The sequence below is a fragment of the Flavobacterium sp. KH_035 genome, from assembly GCF_057839565.1.
Genome location: NZ_CM174492.1, coordinates 1,995,090 through 2,012,589, shown reverse-complemented (window position 1 = coordinate 2,012,589; position 17,500 = coordinate 1,995,090). Strand labels below are relative to the sequence as shown.

Genomic DNA, 17,500 nt, shown 5'->3' with positions numbered 1-17,500 from the left:
TTGTTCTTATATTTTTAAATTGCTTGTCCGATATTACTAATTTTCCCATTATTCAGTATGGAGTTTATGATTTTCACATAATCCTTTTTAGTGTGTAAATTAATATCTATTCCGATACTGCAATTGTTGTATGGTTCATATTTTTTAAGGTTTGAAACCGAGAAGAGTCCAATTGTCGGAGTCTGCACTGCGCTGGCCAAATGCATGATTCCACTATCGGCACCAATAAATAAGTCGGCATTGGAGATTACAGATCCTATTTCGCGGATATCTTTGCTGTAAAATGTTGGAGCCTGAAAGGCAATCTGCGAAACATTTTCTACAGGCAGAATTTCAATAATATTATAGTCTTTATATTCTTCCTTTAGTTGTGTGTAGAAGTTCTCCCACCACTCCTCTGACAAGCATTTTGCGCCTGTAGCATAAGTAAAAATGCAAATTGTTCTTTTAGAGTTTTGTACTAAATCATTTAAGATTTTCTTTCCTTCAACAATTTCAGAAGAAGACAATCTAAGGTCAATCGGGGCTATTATTTTATTGCTTTTTGCTAATCCAAGTTTCGTTAAATAATGTCGGAAATTATAAACGGGGTATTTCGCAATATGATCGTAGTCATTTTTTAGAAGTTGAGATTCATCGTTTGAATCTCCGTAGAATTTATATTTAGCATTAGAGAACTGGACTGCTAAACGTCCTGAAGAAGAATTTTGATCGACATTGATTGCTATATCGTATGTTTGTCTTTTTATTGAAATCCAGACATTCAGATATTGGAATAAATTACTGAATGGTTTTTTAGGCAAACCAATTACTTTATTAATATTTTGATAATTTCCAAAAATTACCAGAGCTAAAGCTCCCTTAACAAACAAATCGACTTTACAATTTGGAAACATATCGGTGACTTCCTGAACAAGTGGCGTAATCAATAATAAATTTCCCAGTCTGGCATTTGGCCTACAGATCAAAACTCGCCTTACTTCGGTTTTATCTACTAAAACAATGTGCTGTTCTGATCTTGGTTTTCCAATGTTCTTAGTGAGGTAGTGCATTAAGCTGCGCCTGACCACATTTACTCTTTTTAAAACACTCATCTTTTAACTAATTTATTGATTAAATATTTGTCTTTGGAAATTCAAAAAAAACTTTCGTTTATCCTTTTACTAAACTAGGTTCTCTTTAGATTTAAAATTAAAATCTTCTAATAAATAATTATTACAAAATTGTAATCAAATCTTTCAAGATTCAGATTACAATATGCTAAAAACAGTGTTATAAATATAATAAAAAATTAACAATCAATACCTTACGCGATGTTTTTCCCTAAAACATTAAACCGATATGCTAACCACATAACCTTCGGACCCTCTAATATTAAAAACGGTTCCATTTTCAAAGATCAAATACTGTCCCTTAATTCCGGTTAGTTTGCCTTGAAAAGTCGGGGTTTTATCAAGATTAAGACTTGTTACTTTAATAGGGTAATTTAAAACCGGATAATGTAGTTCATACAAGTCATTCTTTTGAGAATAAAAATATTCCTGCACTTCTGTGGGAATCAAACTTTCCACTTTTGCTTTCTCCGCAATCAGATCAAAACTTTCACCTGTATTTTGAAGCATTTTTCTCCAGTTTGTCTTATCGGTGTAATGGTCTTTTAGTGCGACCTCAGTAATTCCGGCCAAATATCGGTTTGGAACCTCAACAATCGCAATGGCCTGAGTTGCTCCCTGATCGATCCAACGTGTTGGAACCTGAGTTTTACGGGTCACCCCAACTTTTACTTCACTTGCCAAAGCCAGATAAACAACATGAGGTTGAAGCTGTACTTTTTGTTCGTACTCCAAATCCCGGTCTGCAATCCCCAGATGCGCCGTACTCAGTTCCGGACGCATAATCCAATCACCAACAGCAGGGCTTGAATAAAAACACTCATAGCAAAATCCTTGTCGGTATATCTTTTTCTTTTTATGGCAATTCAGGCATTCAAATCCCACAAAATTAATCTCAATTTCTTTATTCAGTAATTGATTCATGTTTAGAAAACTGTCTTCGAAAACCAAATAATACTGAATTGGAGCTCCTATTTCAGTTTGCATTTTTGTAAGTACGCCTTGATATGTCATTAGAATTTAGATTGCTGATTGTAGATTTTAGATTTACCTGCCTGAATTCTGAATTTTAAGAATTAAAATTCATCTGAACCGGAATGTTTAATAAAAATAGAATGTTATTTTTTACAAAAAAACACTATTTTTGATACAACGGCAAAGTTAGTATTTGTCTTTCGATATTCAAATTTTAAGGTTCCTGATTTTACGCGAATTGTAAAATCTAAAATCTACAATCAGCAATCTAAAATATAAATTTCACTCATGCCCTTATCAATAATCAACTCTTTTGCTTCTTGGGTCCTAAAACAAAGGATACATCAAATAGAACTTTTTCTAAAATATCCGAATGAAGTTCAGGAAGAGCTGCTGCACAATTTATTGACAGCTTCAGAAAATACAATTATAGGGAAACAGTATGATTTTGAGTCGATCAATTCCTATCAAACTTTTGCCGAAAGGGTGCCGATTGCTACCTACGAAGAGCTTCAGCCTTTGATTGAACGTACACGTCAGGGGGAGCAGAATGTATTTTGGGAAACGCCTATAAAATGGTTTGCTAAATCGAGTGGAACTACAAATGCCAAAAGTAAATTTATCCCTGTGAGTAATGAGGCCCTAGAGGATTGTCATTATAAAGGAAGTAAAGATTTACTTTGTCTGTACCTCAATAACAATGAGGATTCAGAATTGTTTTTGGGCAAAAGTCTTCGTCTGGGCGGAAGTTCCCAAATCTATGAAAACAACAATACTTTCTTTGGCGATTTATCTGCCATTTTGATTGAGAATATGCCTATTTGGGCTGAATTTAGCAGTACTCCAAGCAGTAAAACTTCGCTGATGAGCGAGTGGGAATCCAAAATTGCTGCGATTATAAATGAAACGAAAAACGAAAATGTAACCAGTTTTGCAGGCGTTCCATCGTGGATGCTCGTTTTAATGAATAAAGTTTTAGAAAATACGGGGAAGGAAAGTCTTTTGGATATTTGGCCAAACCTGGAAGTTTATTTTCACGGAGGCGTAAGTTTTTCTCCGTATAAAGAACAATATAAAAAAATTCTACCAAGCAAAGATTTCAGGTACTACGAAATATACAATGCTTCTGAAGGCTTTTTTGCCATTCAGGATTTAAACAATTCGAGCGATTTACTTTTGATGCTGGATTATGGTATTTTCTATGAATTTATAGCCATGGATACCTTTGGTACTCCAAATCAAAAAGTAATCCGTTTGGCCGATGTTGAATTGAATAAAAACTATGCGATTGTAATTACAACGAATTCCGGTTTGTGGCGTTATTTGATTGGAGATACGGTTCGTTTTACTTCTTTAAATCCGTATCGAATCCGAGTAACCGGCAGAACCAAACACCATATTAACGTTTTTGGAGAAGAGCTAATGGTCGAAAATACCGATCAGGCTATTGCCAAAGCCTGCCAACTGACCCATACCGAAGTAATCGATTATACCGTTGCTCCTATTTTTATGCAAGACAAGGAAAAAGGCGCTCACGAATGGATGATTGAGTTCAAGAAAAAACCCGCTGATGTAGGACTTTTCCAAAAAGTTCTGGATGAAACTTTACAGACTCTAAATTCTGATTACGAAGCTAAACGTCACAATAATATGACTTTAAATCCTCTGGTGATTAATGTGGCGCGTGAGAACCTGTTTTATGACTGGCTAAAAGAGCGTGACAAATTAGGTGGACAGCATAAAATCCCAAGGCTTTCGAATCAGAGGGATTATTTAGAACAGTTGAAGGAGATGTAAAAATGTTTACCACAAATTTTCACGAACAAATTATGACAGAAGTAGATTTATTGCAAAAGAGAGGAATTAATTCTCGAAAATTTATATTAAAGGATAACAAAATAATTGTAGATGTAAAGTCACTTCGAAAAAATGATAAATACGAAGTAAAACTAGATCAATTAGGATTTGATATACACTATAGATCAGATAATACTATTCCTGGAAAACTTTTTTTTTGCGTTTGCATTGCTCTTATAATTGCTTTGACAATTTTATATATTTTCACTAATCAAGTTAATCAAGGAACCTTAATATTTAATTATATAATCTGGGGAACAATAGCTTCAATAGCATATTTTAAACAACATCAAGACGACATATATTTAACCGGAGGACAAACAACTCTTGTTTTTTACCGAGATATACCTTATGAGAAAAATGTTTTAGAGTTTATTGAAAAGATTAAGACAAATACAAGAATTTATCTTAAGGAAAAATACACAAATTTTGATAATATCTTTTCAGAGCATGATTTTTATAGTCGGATTAATTGGTTAAAAGACATGGAAATCATTAACTCTTCTGAATATGCGGAGTATAAATCAAATTTTGAAATAAACAGACTATTGTAATTAAAAAGTTAATATCAACTAAAAGGCAAAAACAAAGATTGGGGCGTTATGGGACTGGGCTATCATCCAGGCAAATCCTGTGTCGTTTCTAATTTTAGACTAAGCAAAAGAAATAAAGAAGTACAATTTTATAAAGTTGTTCTGCATGAGTTAGGTCACACCGAAGGATTACCTCATTGTCCCGTAAAAACATGTTTAATGAGAGATGCTGAAGGAAAAAATCATTTAGATAAAGAAACCGCCTTTTGCTTAAAATGTAAAAACTATTTAATTGAAAAAGGATGGAACCTAAGTAATCTTACCACCTGACAACTCACCATACAAACTTCCGAATTAACCAAAAACCAAAATAAAATGAAGAACCAAAAACTTAGTGAAATGACTACTGAAGAGTTACGTAAAAGCGAAAAAATCTCAAAATCAACGGCGTATGCATTTGCCGTAATTTTTCTTTTATTACTTATCGCTAACATCTACCTTGTATTTTTAAAAGGATTTAGCGCTATTCAAATTGTTCCTATTGCATTATTACCACTACTTCTCTTAATTTTTAAGACTTCCAAAGACATTAAAACTGAATTAAAATCCAGAGAAAAATAAGCCCCAATACTATTACCGAATCGCATGAGGGATAGAAGTGAAAATCCTTTTATGCTGGGGTTCAGCACAAAAGATTGAAACGTATAGCCCGACCCGGAGGGGCATGCCCATAAAAAAACCTTAGCTTTTATTGAAAAAACTAAGGTTTGTGTATTTTTATTGTAGAGCTTACTTTCTAGTGAGATTGCTTCGTTCCTCGCAAGGACTAATTAACATTAAATAGTTTTGAAATTACATCATATCAATATACCTGTCATGGTATCCTAATAAATATAAAACTCCATCAAGACCCAGGCTTGAAATTGAAGTCGCAGCGTTTTCTTTTACTTTTGGTTTGGCGTGAAAAGCGATTCCCAGACCTGCTAAGTTTAACATTGGCAAATCATTAGCACCGTCTCCAACCGCAATTGTCTGATTGATGTGAATTCCTTCTTTTTCGGCGATTGCTTTAAGGTATTCGGCTTTCTTCTGACCGTCTACAATATCGCCTATATATTTACCGGTTAATTTACCGTCTTTGATTTCAAGTCGATTTGCATGAACATAATCGATACCTAATTCTTTCTGTAGATATTCTCCAAAATAGGTGAATCCTCCAGATAAAATTGCCGTTTTATATCCGTAATATTTTAAGGCTTTCATCAATCGATGGGCTCCTTTTGTAATGGGTAAATTGAGGGCAACATTTTGCAAAACATCTTCGCTCAGACCTTCGAGCAAAGCCATACGCTGTTTAAAACTTTCGTTGAAATCAATCTCGCCATTCATTGCCGATTCTGTGATAGCACGAACCTGATGTCCTACTCCGTTTAGCTCAGCCAGTTCATCAATTACTTCGGTCTGAATTAAAGTCGAGTCCATATCGAAACAAACCAAACGTCTGTTTCGTCTGTAAATATTGTCTTCCTGGAATGAAATATCGACATCCAGAGTTCTGGAAATCTCCATAAAACTTGCGGTCATGTGGATCTTGTCTACAATTTCACCGGTTACGGATAATTGTATGCAGGAACGCGGATATTCTTCTATTTCTACAATAGACGTTCTCCCTGTTAATCTTATAATAGAATCAATGTTCAGATGCTGGTCTGACATTATTTTAGTCACAGCAGCCAACTGCGAAGCTGTCAGTTTTTCGCCCAAAATATTGATAATGTAACGCTGTTTGGATTGTGATTTTACCCACTTTTCGTAATCGTCGATAGAGATCGGAATAAATTTTACTTTAATTTCCAACTCATAAGCTTTGAACAGCAAGTCTTTTAAAACTGGTCCTGAAGAGGAACCTGCCTGAATTTCAAATAAAATCCCCAGAGAAAGTGTATCATGGATATCGGCCTGACCAATATCTAAAATATTAGCATCGTAGGTTGCCAACACAGCAGTCAAACCTGCCGTCACTCCTATTTTATCATGTCCTGAAACTTTTAATAAAATAATCTCTTTGTCTTCTCTTACCATCTTAATCTTTATTGATTTTACGAAGTGACAAAAATCGACAATCTAAAGTTGATAAAAAAAGATATTGATTGTTTTTTAAAAAGAAAAAGCACCTAAGAATGTGCTTTTTGGAGTAATTTAACAATTATGTTCCGGGATCAAAATAACCTAACTTTTTTAATCTCAGAACTGTTTTTTTACCAAAGATTTCAAGGATTAAAATAAGGAATCCCTGAAATCTTTTTTATGGTGGACAAAATGAAAGAAGTTATTTTAAGTCGGTATATTTTCATCAAAGTTTACCATCCAGCTTACACCGAATTTGTCTTTGAACATTCCGAAATAAGCTCCCCAAAAGGTTTTTGCCATTGGCATAAAAACAGCTCCTCCCGCTGAGAGTCCGTTGAAAATTCGATCTCCTTCTGCTGCGCTGTCCACATTTATTGAGATTGAAAAATTCCCACCAAAAACTACATCTCCGGATTGTTCACTACTATCACTTCCCATTAAGATTGTATTACCAATTGGCAAAGAAACGTGCATGATTCGGTTGCCATCTTTTTCAGATACCGGACCACATCCTTCTTCACCTTCCGGCATTTCATTAAATCTTCCAAGAAACGGAAATTCTCCTCCAAAAACGGATTGATAAAATAGAAATGCTTCTTCACAATTTCCGTTAAAAATTAAATAAGGGTTTACTGCTGTTGCCATGAAATTTGTTTTTTTGTTTGTTTTTTATTGTTCTGAAAGTTCTTTGGCTGTTTCCAGCCCTTTAGGAAAGGCTTCTTTAAAATAATCGATATATTTTTCAACTACATCTACCTGAGCAACCAAATCAGTAAACTCATCGTCGGCTGTTAACCGATACGTTTCCATGGCACCGCTCCATTTTTTTGTCTCTTCATCAATAGGCAGTTCTTTAAAATCTTTGATTTCACCTATATGTTTAAAAGCCATGTATTCATCCGAGATTTTCGTTTCGATGATGCTATTCATTCCTTCTCCGTTTGGAGACAGAAAATGTATTTTATCACCCTGATTCCATTCGCTTACCGCATATGAACCTTCGCAAAAAGCTCCTGTCCATTTTTTATACGTTTCCTCATTCCACAAAACCGACCAGACTTTCTGTACCGGAGCTTTAATTCTAATTTTAAATTCTAAAGTTTCCATACTATGATAGTTTACTAAAATCCATAAATAATACATTCCAACGATGACCGTCTAAATCCGCAAAACCGAAACCGTACATCCAGCCCTGACTTTCCGCTGGTGAAGCAAAAACAGTTCCTCCGGCCTCTTTAACTTTTTGGGCCAGTTCATTGACCTCGGCAATACTTTCGGCATCAATCGAGATCAAAACTTCTGAACTTGTTTGGGTATCGGTAAGTTTATTTTGAGAAAAACTGGCAAACAATGCTTCTTCAAAAAGCATCACTACAAATTTTCCTTCTCCAACCACCATGCAAGTCGAACTTGGTGTATCGTGTTCTTCATTAAAAGAGAATCCTATTTTCGAAAAAAAAGCTTTTGATTTTGCCACCTCTTTTACTGGCAAATTCAGCCATATTTGCTTTGTCATTCTTACTGTTTTTAAAATTAAATTCTATCTGTATGATGTAAAACAAGCCAATTGTTTGCTGGCGAAGATGCAAGCTCACAAAGTTTTTCAAGAAACACCAGAACCTTTGTCATTCTGCCTCTTTGAACCTTAAAAAAACTAATTGCTCTCAGCATAACTTTTAAAATTATCCATGATCGTCTGCCAGCCGCCGCGCTGCATTTCTTCCGGATTTTGCGTTTCAGGATCAAAACTTTCAATGACCTCTATCCCGTTTGCTGTTTCCTTAAAAGTAATTTCTACTTTTCTTCCATCTTCTAAAATATATTCAATGGCTTTATTTTTTTCAACTACTGTATATTCCCCTCCAAACTCAAAACTCATACTGCCATCTTTTGCAGCCATAGTCGATGTAAATTTCCCTCCTACTCTCAGGTCATTTTCGGCATGAGGTGTATGCCAGTCCGGAGAAGCAAAATTCCATTTTGTTATGTGTTCCGGTAATGTCCAAAATTCCCAAACTTTGTCTATTGATGCTTTAATCGTGTTTTGTACTGTTATCATTTTATTTTTGTTTTTAATTTTATTTTTAAACTTAAATCTTTTTCCGTTTTTTATTTAGTTATTTTCAATATAGTCTTTAAAACAATCAATCACGGCCTGACACCATTGCCTTTGCATGCTTTCGGAATTTTCTGTTTCAGGTTGAAATTTTTCTGTAAGAATTACTTTTTCGCCATTTTCTTCAAAATGAACACTTCCGATTCTGTTATCGGATAGTTTATACTCTATTACTAAAAAGGTTTCTACCCGGGTATAAACTCCTTCAAAATCAAAAGTTGCAGTTCCGTCTTTCGCAGCCATCGTATATTTGAATTTACCTCCAACTCTCAAATCATTTTCAACATAAGGTGTATGCCAGTCTGGAGAACCAAAACTCCATTTTGTTATGTGTTCTGGCTTTGTCCAAAATTCCCAAGCTTTATTTACAGTTGTATTAATGGCGCCTTGTACTGTTATCATTGTTTATTTATTAAAATCAAAGATGTTTCTTTATAAAATTACAAATTATTTAAAGCAAATTTAATTTTTTAAGATTAGCTTTAAGTTACATTAAAAGTCATTTTTAGGGTCATTTAAGACAAAATACTTACTTTTGCAAACAATCATTTTTCTAAAAACCAGTACGATCATGACTAAGAAAGTAGGATTAATTGTTCCGCACGACTATAAATTATTAAGTATAGCGGCCATTTTAGAAGTTTTTGAAACCGCTAACAAACTCTCTAAAGAAAACGAGAAGCCTTTTGATATTATGGTATTTCAATCGGCAGAACAAATCAATGAAGGACATTTGTTTGGGTATAAGGTTAATCCGATTGAAGATTCTAATACAATCCTCGAACTTATTTTGATCCCCGCTTTTACTACTGATAATATGAGCGAAATGATTGCAAAGAACAAAAACTTTATTCCCTGGCTGAAAAAACACCACCAGTCCGGAGCCGAACTGGCCAGTTTTTGTACCGGTGCCTTTTTGTTTGCAGCTTCGGGTTTGCTCAACGAAAAGTTAGCCACAACACACGTTGATGCCTGCAGCGCTTTTACCAAAGCATTCCCGCTAGTAAAATTAAAACCCGAGGAGACTTTAACCGCAGATGGCAGTTTATACACTAGCGGAGGCTCTACCTCAACCTTTCACTTACTGATTCTTCTAGTTCAAAAATACTGTGGAAATGAAATTGCGGTTCAAATTGCGAAGATTTTCTCGATCGACCTAAACCGATACAAACAGAGTTATTTCAGCACCTTTAGACCAAATCATTTGCACAATGATACTTTAGTTGCCATGCTGCAGCAAAAAATAGAAAGCCAATACCATACAATCGAAAAACTGGAAGAAATCACAAAAGACATTCCTACGAGCACTCGTAACATGACTAGACGGTTTAAGCAAGTTACGGGTATCCCGCCAATTGAGTATTTGCAAAATATAAGAGTGGAAAGTTCTAAAAAATATCTGGAACAAACCCAGCTTTCGATTTCTGAGATTATTGAGAAAACAGGCTACAATGATCCCAAAGCCTTTAGAAAAGTCTTTTTTAAAATGGTGGGCATGAAACCTATTGAATATCGGGAGAAGTTTAGGGTGCAGTAATGTTTTTCAGGAGCAGAAAAATCATTTTTCAAAACAACCTGTTGTCCCGCTCTACACTATATCTTTTACTGCGAACACCGCAGTAAAAGGATACCGTTTCGATCAGGGCTATTTTAAACATTTCAATTTCATTACAACCAAAAGACAAAATCTTTTGAAAGCTTAGGATTTAATAATCCACATCAAAACTTTTTTATTTGCTTTCAAAAGTTCATCAATTTCCTTCATATTCTCATTAGAAACAGCTGGACACCCCCAACCTTCGGGTGTTCCTTTCGGGTAAACTTCATGGCTTGAAATGGCATCCCAGGAATGCAAAACTATCGCCCTATTTCTGGCATTTGAATTTGACTTCTCTTTTCCCTGTAATATATAATTGACTTTAATTCCCCATTGACTTACTCCGCGATCTAAAATAACAAACTTACCTGTTGAAGAACAATGTGAGTCGAATTTATTACTTATAACCGCATTATCTTTTGATGAAGTCCCTCCCCAGTTGTTATCACCGCAACCATGACTTACCATATATGATTGTACTATTTTATTTTTCTTAAAGTCATAAACAAAGAATCTCTTGAGACCGGAATGAACACCTAAATCTATTAAGAAAAATGTATCCTGATTTAGATTATTATGCTTGCAATATTGCTGCGCTTCTTTATAATAAGCACTGTAATTGATTTCTTTAGTTTCGCTGCGAAGTCTCTCTTTTTTATTAAAAGAAAACAAGACCAACATAATGACTAGGCACAATATTTTTTTCATGTCGCCAATTTACATAAAAATGAAAACAATTTCAAAAAAACAAAAAAACCTGTCCGAATTAACGAACAGGTTTTAATAAACTATTTTTGATCTAATTTTAGAAACTTATGAAGCGATTTCCATGCGTTTCAATAGATTTTTATTTAAAGTATGTTTTGCATAATCTTTGTCGATGCTTAAAACTTTATCATCTGAACTTGGCAATTCATACATGGCATCGGTTAAAATTGCTTCGCATAACGAACGCAATCCACGTGCTCCTAATTTGTATTCTAATGCTTTGTCGACAATAAAATCTAATGCTTCGTCTGTGATTGTAAACTCAACATCATCCATTAAGAATAATTTTTGATATTGTTTTACTAAGGCATTCTTAGGCTGTGTCAGAATTGCACGCAATGTTTCTTTATCTAAAGGATCCATATGCGTTAAAACCGGTAAACGTCCGATAATCTCAGGAATCAATCCAAAATCTTTAATATCTTTTGGAATGATGTATTGCAATAAATTGTCTTTATCAATGTTATCTACATTTTTAGAAGTCGAATATCCAACAGCCTGACGGTTCAAACGTTTAGAGATGATACGTTCAACACCATCAAAAGCACCACCTGCAATAAACAGGATGTTTTGCGTGTTTACTTCAACAAATTTCTGGTCCGGATGTTTACGTCCTCCTTTTGGTGGTACGTTTACAACGGTTCCTTCCAATAATTTCAATAAAGCCTGTTGCACTCCTTCACCGGAAACGTCACGAGTGATGGATGGGTTATCGCTCTTACGGGCAATTTTATCAATCTCATCAATAAAAACGATTCCTCTTTCGGCTTTGGTTACATCATAATCGGCAGCCTGCAGCAAACGTGTCAAAATACTTTCGACATCTTCTCCAACATAACCCGCTTCCGTAAGTACAGTTGCATCAACGATAGCCAAAGGAACATCTAACATTTTAGCAATCGTTTTGGCTACTAATGTTTTTCCTGTTCCGGTTTGTCCCACCATTATGATGTTACTTTTTTCAATCTCTACTTCGTCGTCTAATTGCTGTTGCATTAAACGTTTGTAGTGATTGTAAACGGCAACCGACATTACTTTTTTGGTCTGATCCTGACCAATAACATATTGATCTAAAAAGGCTCTGATTTCTTTTGGTTTCTTTAAAATTAAGTCCCCAACAAGTTTTGCGCTTCCGCTTGATTTTAATTCTTCTAATACAATTCCATGTGCCTGTTCAATACACTTATCACAGATATGTGCATTAATACCTGCAATCAATAAATTGGTTTCTGGCTTTTTTCTTCCACAAAACGAACATTCTAATACTACTTTAGCCATTCTTTTTTAGTTACTAAGCTGCAAAGTTACTAAGTTTCTAAGATTTATCACTAAAACCTTAAAAACTTAGCAACCTCTTAACTTTTTATTTTTTTGTTTCAAGTGTAATTTTGTTTCAAGTTTCAAAGTTTCAAGTTAATCTTAGAACCTTAGCAACTTTGAGCTTTTAAAAAATTATCCTCTTCTTAATACTTCATCAATCATTCCGTATTCTTTTGCTTCATCAGCAATCATCCAGTAATCACGTTCACTGTCTTTGTGTACTTTATCAAAAGTTTGTCCTGAATGTTGAGAAATAATGTTATACAATTCATCTTTCAGTTTCAACATTTCACGCAAGTTGATTTCCATATCCGTTGCAACTCCCTGAGCTCCTCCTGATGGTTGGTGAATCATTACTCTTGAATGCGGTAAAGCCGAACGTTTTCCTGCTGCTCCTGCACATAATAATACCGCTCCCATAGAAGCTGCCATACCAGTACAAATTGTTGCTACGTCTGGTTTAATATATTGCATGGTGTCATAAATTCCTAAACCTGCATAAACACTTCCTCCAGGAGAATTTAGATAAATCTGAATATCTTTTGAAGCATCGGCACTTTCTAAAAATAATAATTGTGCCTGAACGATATTCGCTATTTGGTCGTCGATACCTGTTCCTAAAAAGATAATTCTGTCCATCATTAATCTCGAAAAAACGTCTAATTGAGAAATATTCAACTGACGCTCTTCAATAATGTATGGAGTCATATTAGTTGGGTTCATTGCAGCTATGATTTTATCATAGTACATCGCGTTTACTCCCTGGTGCTTTGTAGCAAATTTTTTAAATTCTTTACCGTAGTTCATATTTTTAGTTTAAAGTTTGAAAATCTAAAGTCAGAAAGTGACTTACACGGATAAGACAAAGTTCATACCTTTTTACAAAGGATGCCAATTTGTCTTACTTTTTTGTTTCAGGTTTCAAGTTTCGGGTTATTTACCATTCGTTCCAACAAAAACCTGGAACGTGAAACAGAATAAACTTAAAACAAAAAAGAGCGTCAGAAAAACTCCTGACGCTCAAATATACTTATTTTTTAGAAATTATTCTCCGTATGAAGCGGCAATAAATTCTTCGTAAGTTACTTCTTTTGTTGTTGGATTTGCTTTTTCTTTAAACACTTCCAATAATTTTTCAGCTACTACCTGCTCAGAAAGTCTTTTCACTTCTTCCTGGTTTGATAAAACTCTTGCAACAATTCCCTGAACTTCTTCGTCAGTTGGATTTGTTTGTCCAAATTGAGCCATTTGCTGTCTGATTGCGTTTGTTGTAAAAGCTTTCAAATCTTCAAATGTAATTTGGATATTGCTTTGAGCCATAGCTTTTCCTTCGATCAATTGAAAACGTAATCCTTTTTCAGATCTTGCGTATTCAACCTCAGCTTCTTCTGCAGAAAGTTTTTTCTCTCCAACAGTTTGCAACCATTTTTTAAGAAATTCAGCCGGTAAATCAAATTTTGTGCTTTCGATCAAGAAGTCCTGAACGTCTAACAATAATTTTTGGTCAGCTTGCTGTGCGAATTGAGCTTCAGCATCTTCTTTAATTTTAGATTTTAAATCTTCTAAAGAAGCTACTTTTCCTTCACCAAAAAGTTTATCAAATAATTCTTGGTTCAATTCTGCCAATTCAGCTCCGTTGATGGCGCTGATAGTAAAGTTTACTTCGATATCTAAACCGTGAACATCATCATGACCTACTTTTAAGTAATCCATTAATTGGTGATCGTCTTCAAATAAACCTTTTGTACTTACTGCTACAACATCACCTACTTTTTTACCGATGAATTTATCAGCAGTCGCTTTGTTGAATGTAGATAAAGTAATTGTAGTTGTATTGTCAATTCCTTTTTCTTCGTTAGAGAAAGTTCCTGTCAAATCAGAATCAGCAACTACCGCTTCTTGTGGAATTGCTTTTCCGAATTGTTTCTGGATACGCTCTACCTGACCGTCGATTAATTTGTCGTCAGCAGTTACAATGTATTTTACGATATTGTTTTTAGCTTCTAAATCAATTTCGAAGTTTGGCACTAAACCAATTTCGTATTCAAAAGTTAATTCTTCAGCATCCCAATCAAAGTTTTCGTTTACTTTAGCAAGTGGAGTTCCTAAAAGATTTAATCTTTCAGATTGAACGAAACGCTCTAAAGCCAAATCAACTACTTTTTTAACTTCTTCCTGCTTAATAGCTTTTCCGTATTGTTTTTCAACAAGGTCTTTAGGAACTTGTCCTTTTCTAAAACCTTTTACAGTAGCCAATGGCATTTTTTCGTTTATTCTTTTTGCTACCTGACCTTTATAATCCATGTGAACAACTGTCATTACAATTGTTTCATTCACAGCGTCTGTTGCTATTCTTTTAATATCCATCTTCTTCTTTAATTTACATAATAAAATTGGGTTGCAAAATTATAAAATTTTTGCAACCCAACCAAGTTTTTAATCTATTGTATTTGAATACGTTTTCATCACGCTCTCTCTATTTCTTTTAATTGTCGTCTCCTACTATTTTGTAAGTAATAGACTGAAGGATAGACAAGATGACACTAAAGAACAATGCTGTCCAAAACGAATCAACAGCAAACCCCCCGACAATATTGGTACAAAACAAAATAATAATCGCGTTTATAACCAACAAAAACAAACCTAAAGTAATAAGTGTAACAGGTAATGTCAGAATAATTAATATTGGTTTTATAAACAGATTTAACAATCCTAAAACAATCGCAACAATTATTGCTGTTGTAAAACTTGCCACATGTACACCCGGCAAGAAATTCGCGATTAACAACACCAAGCCTGCGGTAACAAGGAGTCTAAGTAATAGTTTCATATTTTTATGATTTAAAATTTTATTTAAAAGTAGTAAAATTTAATAATATAAACCTTTAGTTAAAATTCCGCTGATGGCTTTTTTTTCGTGAGCCAGTAATTTCTCTTTTTCCTCATAAGGCATATCGTGTTGTACTCCTGCATATTCTATAGCATCAAATCCTAAAATTTCATCAAAAATAAGTTTCACCCTTTCCACATGATAGTCAGAAGTAATCACAACAATTGAATCTAAACCATGCTTTAACACTATTTCTTTTGACAGTACAGCATCTTCAACCGTATTAGCGGACAATGCCGGTTCTAAAAAGTTTTCCAAACTAAGCCCGTTGTTTAGTAAATGCCTCATAGCATAATCAGCATGCGGACGGGGAGCATTATTAAAATGTTCTCCAAAACCGCCTGTACAAATAACACAATGCTCTTTAGTCTTAAAAATATCCAGACAATAACTTAGTCTGTCTAAAGCAATTTTACCTAAATCTCCATCTTCTGAATTTGGAGATCCTAATACAATTATAACTTTCATCATTTTTTAAATGAAACAAAATTTACAGCCTGAAATCAGAACCTACTCTTTCAAAAAGGTAGCTGTCAATTCAAAAAACAATTTCGGATTTTCGGCATGCAGCCAGTGTCCCGCGTTAGGAATGGTTTCGAATTTCGCATTTGGAAAATGCTTCCGTATGGCGTCAAAATCCGAATCTAAAATATAAGCTGAATCTCCTCCTCTAATAAATAAGGTATCTTGATCAAAAACCAAACCATCAGCCAGTGCTTTTCCGATAGCATCCAGATTGTTATTAAAAACAGCCAGATTGAATCTAAAAGCCAACTGCCCCGGTGCTGCCCAATATAAATTTTTCAATAAAAACTGTCGGGTACCAAAATCAGGAACATATTGAGCAACGATTGCCTCAACATCATTACGGCTTGGCTTTACCGAAAAATCCACCGCATTTAAGCCTGCCAAAATATCCTGATGGTGTTGCTTGTAAAATCTTGGACCAATATCGGCTACAATTAATTTATCAACTATTTCAGGATATGTAGTTGCAAAAAGCATGGCTACTTTCCCCCCCATTGAATGTCCTAAAAGATCTATTTTATTCAAATGATTGGCCTGACAATATTCAAACACGTCCTGTACCATCGCCTCATAAGACCATTCGTCTGAATGAAAACTGCGGCCGTGATTTCTTAAATCCAAAAGATGAACCTGAAAACCGGCATCGACATATTGTCCCGCAAGTGTTTTCCAGTTATCAGACATCCCTAAAAATCCGTGCATGATGACGAAAGGTTTTCCTTCCCCTTCTATTTTCGAATATAACATTTATTATGATTTTAAAAACTGCTCACAAAGGTAAAAAAAGTTTATGTAGCAATCCTTAAACTAATTAGGCTTCATAAGGTAGCTTTGTCAGAAAAAAAAATACCTTTCTAAGATCCGTGCCCAATTTTTAGATTCTAAAATTAACCACGGATTATCACTTCAATTACTTCAACTTATTCAGATACATATTTACTACGTTATCCAAACCAAGATAAAGTGCTTCCGAAATTAAAGCATGACCAATAGAAACTTCCAATAATCCTGGGATATTCTGTTTAAAGAACTGAATATTATCCAAACTCAGATCGTGACCTGCATTAATTCCTAAATCCAGCTCATTCGCCAATTTTGCAGCTTCAATATAAGCATCAATTCCTTTTTTATTCCCTAAGCCATATTGATGCGCAAAAGCCTCTGTATACAATTCAATACGATCTGTTCCTGTTTTTTTTGCTCCTTCAATAACCTCCAGCACCGGATCAACAAAAATCGAAGTTCTGATTCCGTTGCGCTGAAACTCCTGAATAACTTCGGTTAAGTAGGATTGATTAGCTACAGTATCCCAGCCTGCCGACGAGGTAATGGCTCCAATAGCATCAGGAACCAAAGTTACCTGTGTTGGTTTACATTCTAAAACCAAATCGATAAAATTATGCTGTGGATTTCCTTCAATATTATATTCGGTATGTACAATTGCTTTTAAATCGCGTGCATCCTGATAACGAATATGACGCTCATCCGGACGCGGATGAATCGTGATTCCTTGTCCTCCAAAATTCTGAATATCGGTCGCAACTTTTAATAAATCAGGAACATTTCCGCCACGTGCATTTCGCAGCGTTGCAATTTTATTGATATTTACACTTAACTTTGTCATATAAATAGATAATTAATTCTAGTAACACTATATTTGTTACGACAAAAATA

Annotated in this window: 21 protein-coding genes; 5 read left to right on the top strand and 16 right to left on the bottom strand. The window is 34.7% G+C overall.

Annotated elements, in window-relative coordinates:
• Positions 1–14: 14 nt before the first annotated feature.
• Both AC3IS6_RS08690 and AC3IS6_RS08685 read right to left on the bottom strand, forming a co-directional pair.
• Positions 15–1,094 carry a glycosyltransferase family 9 protein gene (locus tag AC3IS6_RS08690; protein WP_489164516.1) on the bottom strand — a complete coding sequence of 360 codons (1,080 nt, stop codon included), beginning with the start codon at positions 1,092–1,094 and terminating at the stop codon, positions 15–17.
• A 237-nt stretch (positions 1,095–1,331) separates the two neighbouring features.
• Positions 1,332–2,126, bottom strand: a complete 795-nt coding sequence (locus tag AC3IS6_RS08685) for a DUF2797 domain-containing protein (protein ID WP_489164515.1) — start codon at positions 2,124–2,126, stop codon at positions 1,332–1,334.
• Positions 2,127–2,375: 249 nt separating this feature from the next.
• Between AC3IS6_RS08685 and AC3IS6_RS08680 the strand changes: the two genes are divergently transcribed.
• From AC3IS6_RS08680 to AC3IS6_RS08665, 4 genes are read left to right on the top strand one after another with little or no spacing between them, the layout of a single operon-like run.
• Entirely contained in the window at positions 2,376–3,884 is a 1,509-nt protein-coding gene (locus tag AC3IS6_RS08680; protein WP_489164514.1) for a GH3 auxin-responsive promoter family protein, read from the top strand.
• Between the two features lie 32 nt (positions 3,885–3,916).
• On the top strand, positions 3,917–4,498 hold the full coding sequence (locus AC3IS6_RS08675; RefSeq protein ID WP_489164513.1) for a hypothetical protein: 582 nt from the start codon (positions 3,917–3,919) through the stop codon (positions 4,496–4,498).
• A gap of 48 nt (positions 4,499–4,546) precedes the next feature.
• A complete protein-coding gene (locus tag AC3IS6_RS08670) occupies positions 4,547–4,807 on the top strand; it encodes a matrixin family metalloprotease (protein ID WP_489164512.1) in 261 nt (86 codons plus the stop codon).
• Between the two features lie 45 nt (positions 4,808–4,852).
• Entirely contained in the window at positions 4,853–5,098 is a 246-nt protein-coding gene (locus AC3IS6_RS08665; RefSeq protein ID WP_489164511.1) for a redox-active disulfide protein 2, read from the top strand.
• A 231-nt stretch (positions 5,099–5,329) separates the two neighbouring features.
• On the opposite strand, the gene serB is transcribed toward AC3IS6_RS08665, so the two are convergent.
• The 6 genes from serB to AC3IS6_RS08635 form a co-directional block, all read right to left on the bottom strand.
• Positions 5,330–6,559: a phosphoserine phosphatase SerB gene (serB, locus tag AC3IS6_RS08660; RefSeq protein ID WP_489164510.1), complete on the bottom strand. Its 1,230-nt coding sequence runs from the start codon at positions 6,557–6,559 to the stop codon at positions 5,330–5,332.
• 252 nt (positions 6,560–6,811) lie between these two features.
• Positions 6,812–7,252, bottom strand: coding sequence for a VOC family protein (locus AC3IS6_RS08655; RefSeq protein WP_264522773.1), 441 nt, complete (start codon positions 7,250–7,252; stop codon positions 6,812–6,814).
• Between the two features lie 24 nt (positions 7,253–7,276).
• Positions 7,277–7,714: an SRPBCC family protein gene (locus tag AC3IS6_RS08650; RefSeq protein WP_489164509.1), complete on the bottom strand. Its 438-nt coding sequence runs from the start codon at positions 7,712–7,714 to the stop codon at positions 7,277–7,279.
• Between the two features lies 1 nt (position 7,715).
• Positions 7,716–8,123: a VOC family protein gene (locus tag AC3IS6_RS08645; RefSeq protein WP_489164508.1), complete on the bottom strand. Its 408-nt coding sequence runs from the start codon at positions 8,121–8,123 to the stop codon at positions 7,716–7,718.
• 138 nt (positions 8,124–8,261) lie between these two features.
• The gene (locus tag AC3IS6_RS08640) at positions 8,262–8,666 is read right to left on the bottom strand and encodes an SRPBCC family protein (RefSeq protein ID WP_489164507.1); all 405 of its coding nucleotides are present in this window, start codon (positions 8,664–8,666) and stop codon (positions 8,262–8,264) included.
• Between the two features lie 54 nt (positions 8,667–8,720).
• Complete coding sequence (locus tag AC3IS6_RS08635) at positions 8,721–9,125, bottom strand: SRPBCC domain-containing protein (RefSeq protein WP_489164506.1); 405 nt, start codon at positions 9,123–9,125, stop codon at positions 8,721–8,723.
• Positions 9,126–9,294: 169 nt separating this feature from the next.
• Here AC3IS6_RS08635 and AC3IS6_RS08630 point away from each other — a divergent pair, with 169 nt between their 5' ends.
• A complete protein-coding gene (locus AC3IS6_RS08630) occupies positions 9,295–10,260 on the top strand; it encodes a GlxA family transcriptional regulator (protein WP_263362722.1) in 966 nt (321 codons plus the stop codon).
• A 162-nt stretch (positions 10,261–10,422) separates the two neighbouring features.
• Here AC3IS6_RS08630 and AC3IS6_RS08625 read toward each other — a convergent pair whose 3' ends face one another.
• The 8 genes from AC3IS6_RS08625 to AC3IS6_RS08590 form a co-directional block, all read right to left on the bottom strand.
• Positions 10,423–11,028, bottom strand: a complete 606-nt coding sequence (locus AC3IS6_RS08625) for a murein L,D-transpeptidase catalytic domain-containing protein (RefSeq protein WP_489164505.1) — start codon at positions 11,026–11,028, stop codon at positions 10,423–10,425.
• A gap of 105 nt (positions 11,029–11,133) precedes the next feature.
• A complete protein-coding gene (clpX, locus tag AC3IS6_RS08620; protein ID WP_173965460.1) occupies positions 11,134–12,366 on the bottom strand; it encodes an ATP-dependent Clp protease ATP-binding subunit ClpX in 1,233 nt (410 codons plus the stop codon).
• Between the two features lie 174 nt (positions 12,367–12,540).
• Positions 12,541–13,215 (bottom strand): ATP-dependent Clp endopeptidase proteolytic subunit ClpP, encoded by a 675-nt coding sequence (gene clpP, locus AC3IS6_RS08615; RefSeq protein WP_089054473.1) that lies wholly within the window; start codon positions 13,213–13,215, stop codon positions 12,541–12,543.
• 237 nt (positions 13,216–13,452) lie between these two features.
• Entirely contained in the window at positions 13,453–14,775 is a 1,323-nt protein-coding gene (locus AC3IS6_RS08610) for a trigger factor (protein WP_489164504.1), read from the bottom strand.
• 118 nt (positions 14,776–14,893) lie between these two features.
• A complete protein-coding gene (locus AC3IS6_RS08605; RefSeq protein ID WP_489164503.1) occupies positions 14,894–15,238 on the bottom strand; it encodes a phage holin family protein in 345 nt (114 codons plus the stop codon).
• Between the two features lie 39 nt (positions 15,239–15,277).
• Positions 15,278–15,769 (bottom strand): YdcF family protein, encoded by a 492-nt coding sequence (locus tag AC3IS6_RS08600; RefSeq protein WP_489164502.1) that lies wholly within the window; start codon positions 15,767–15,769, stop codon positions 15,278–15,280.
• Between the two features lie 39 nt (positions 15,770–15,808).
• Entirely contained in the window at positions 15,809–16,573 is a 765-nt protein-coding gene (locus AC3IS6_RS08595) for an alpha/beta fold hydrolase (protein ID WP_489164501.1), read from the bottom strand.
• Positions 16,574–16,736: 163 nt separating this feature from the next.
• Positions 16,737–17,450 (bottom strand): pyridoxine 5'-phosphate synthase, encoded by a 714-nt coding sequence (locus AC3IS6_RS08590; RefSeq protein ID WP_173965455.1) that lies wholly within the window; start codon positions 17,448–17,450, stop codon positions 16,737–16,739.
• Between the last annotated feature and the right edge of the window lie 50 nt (positions 17,451–17,500).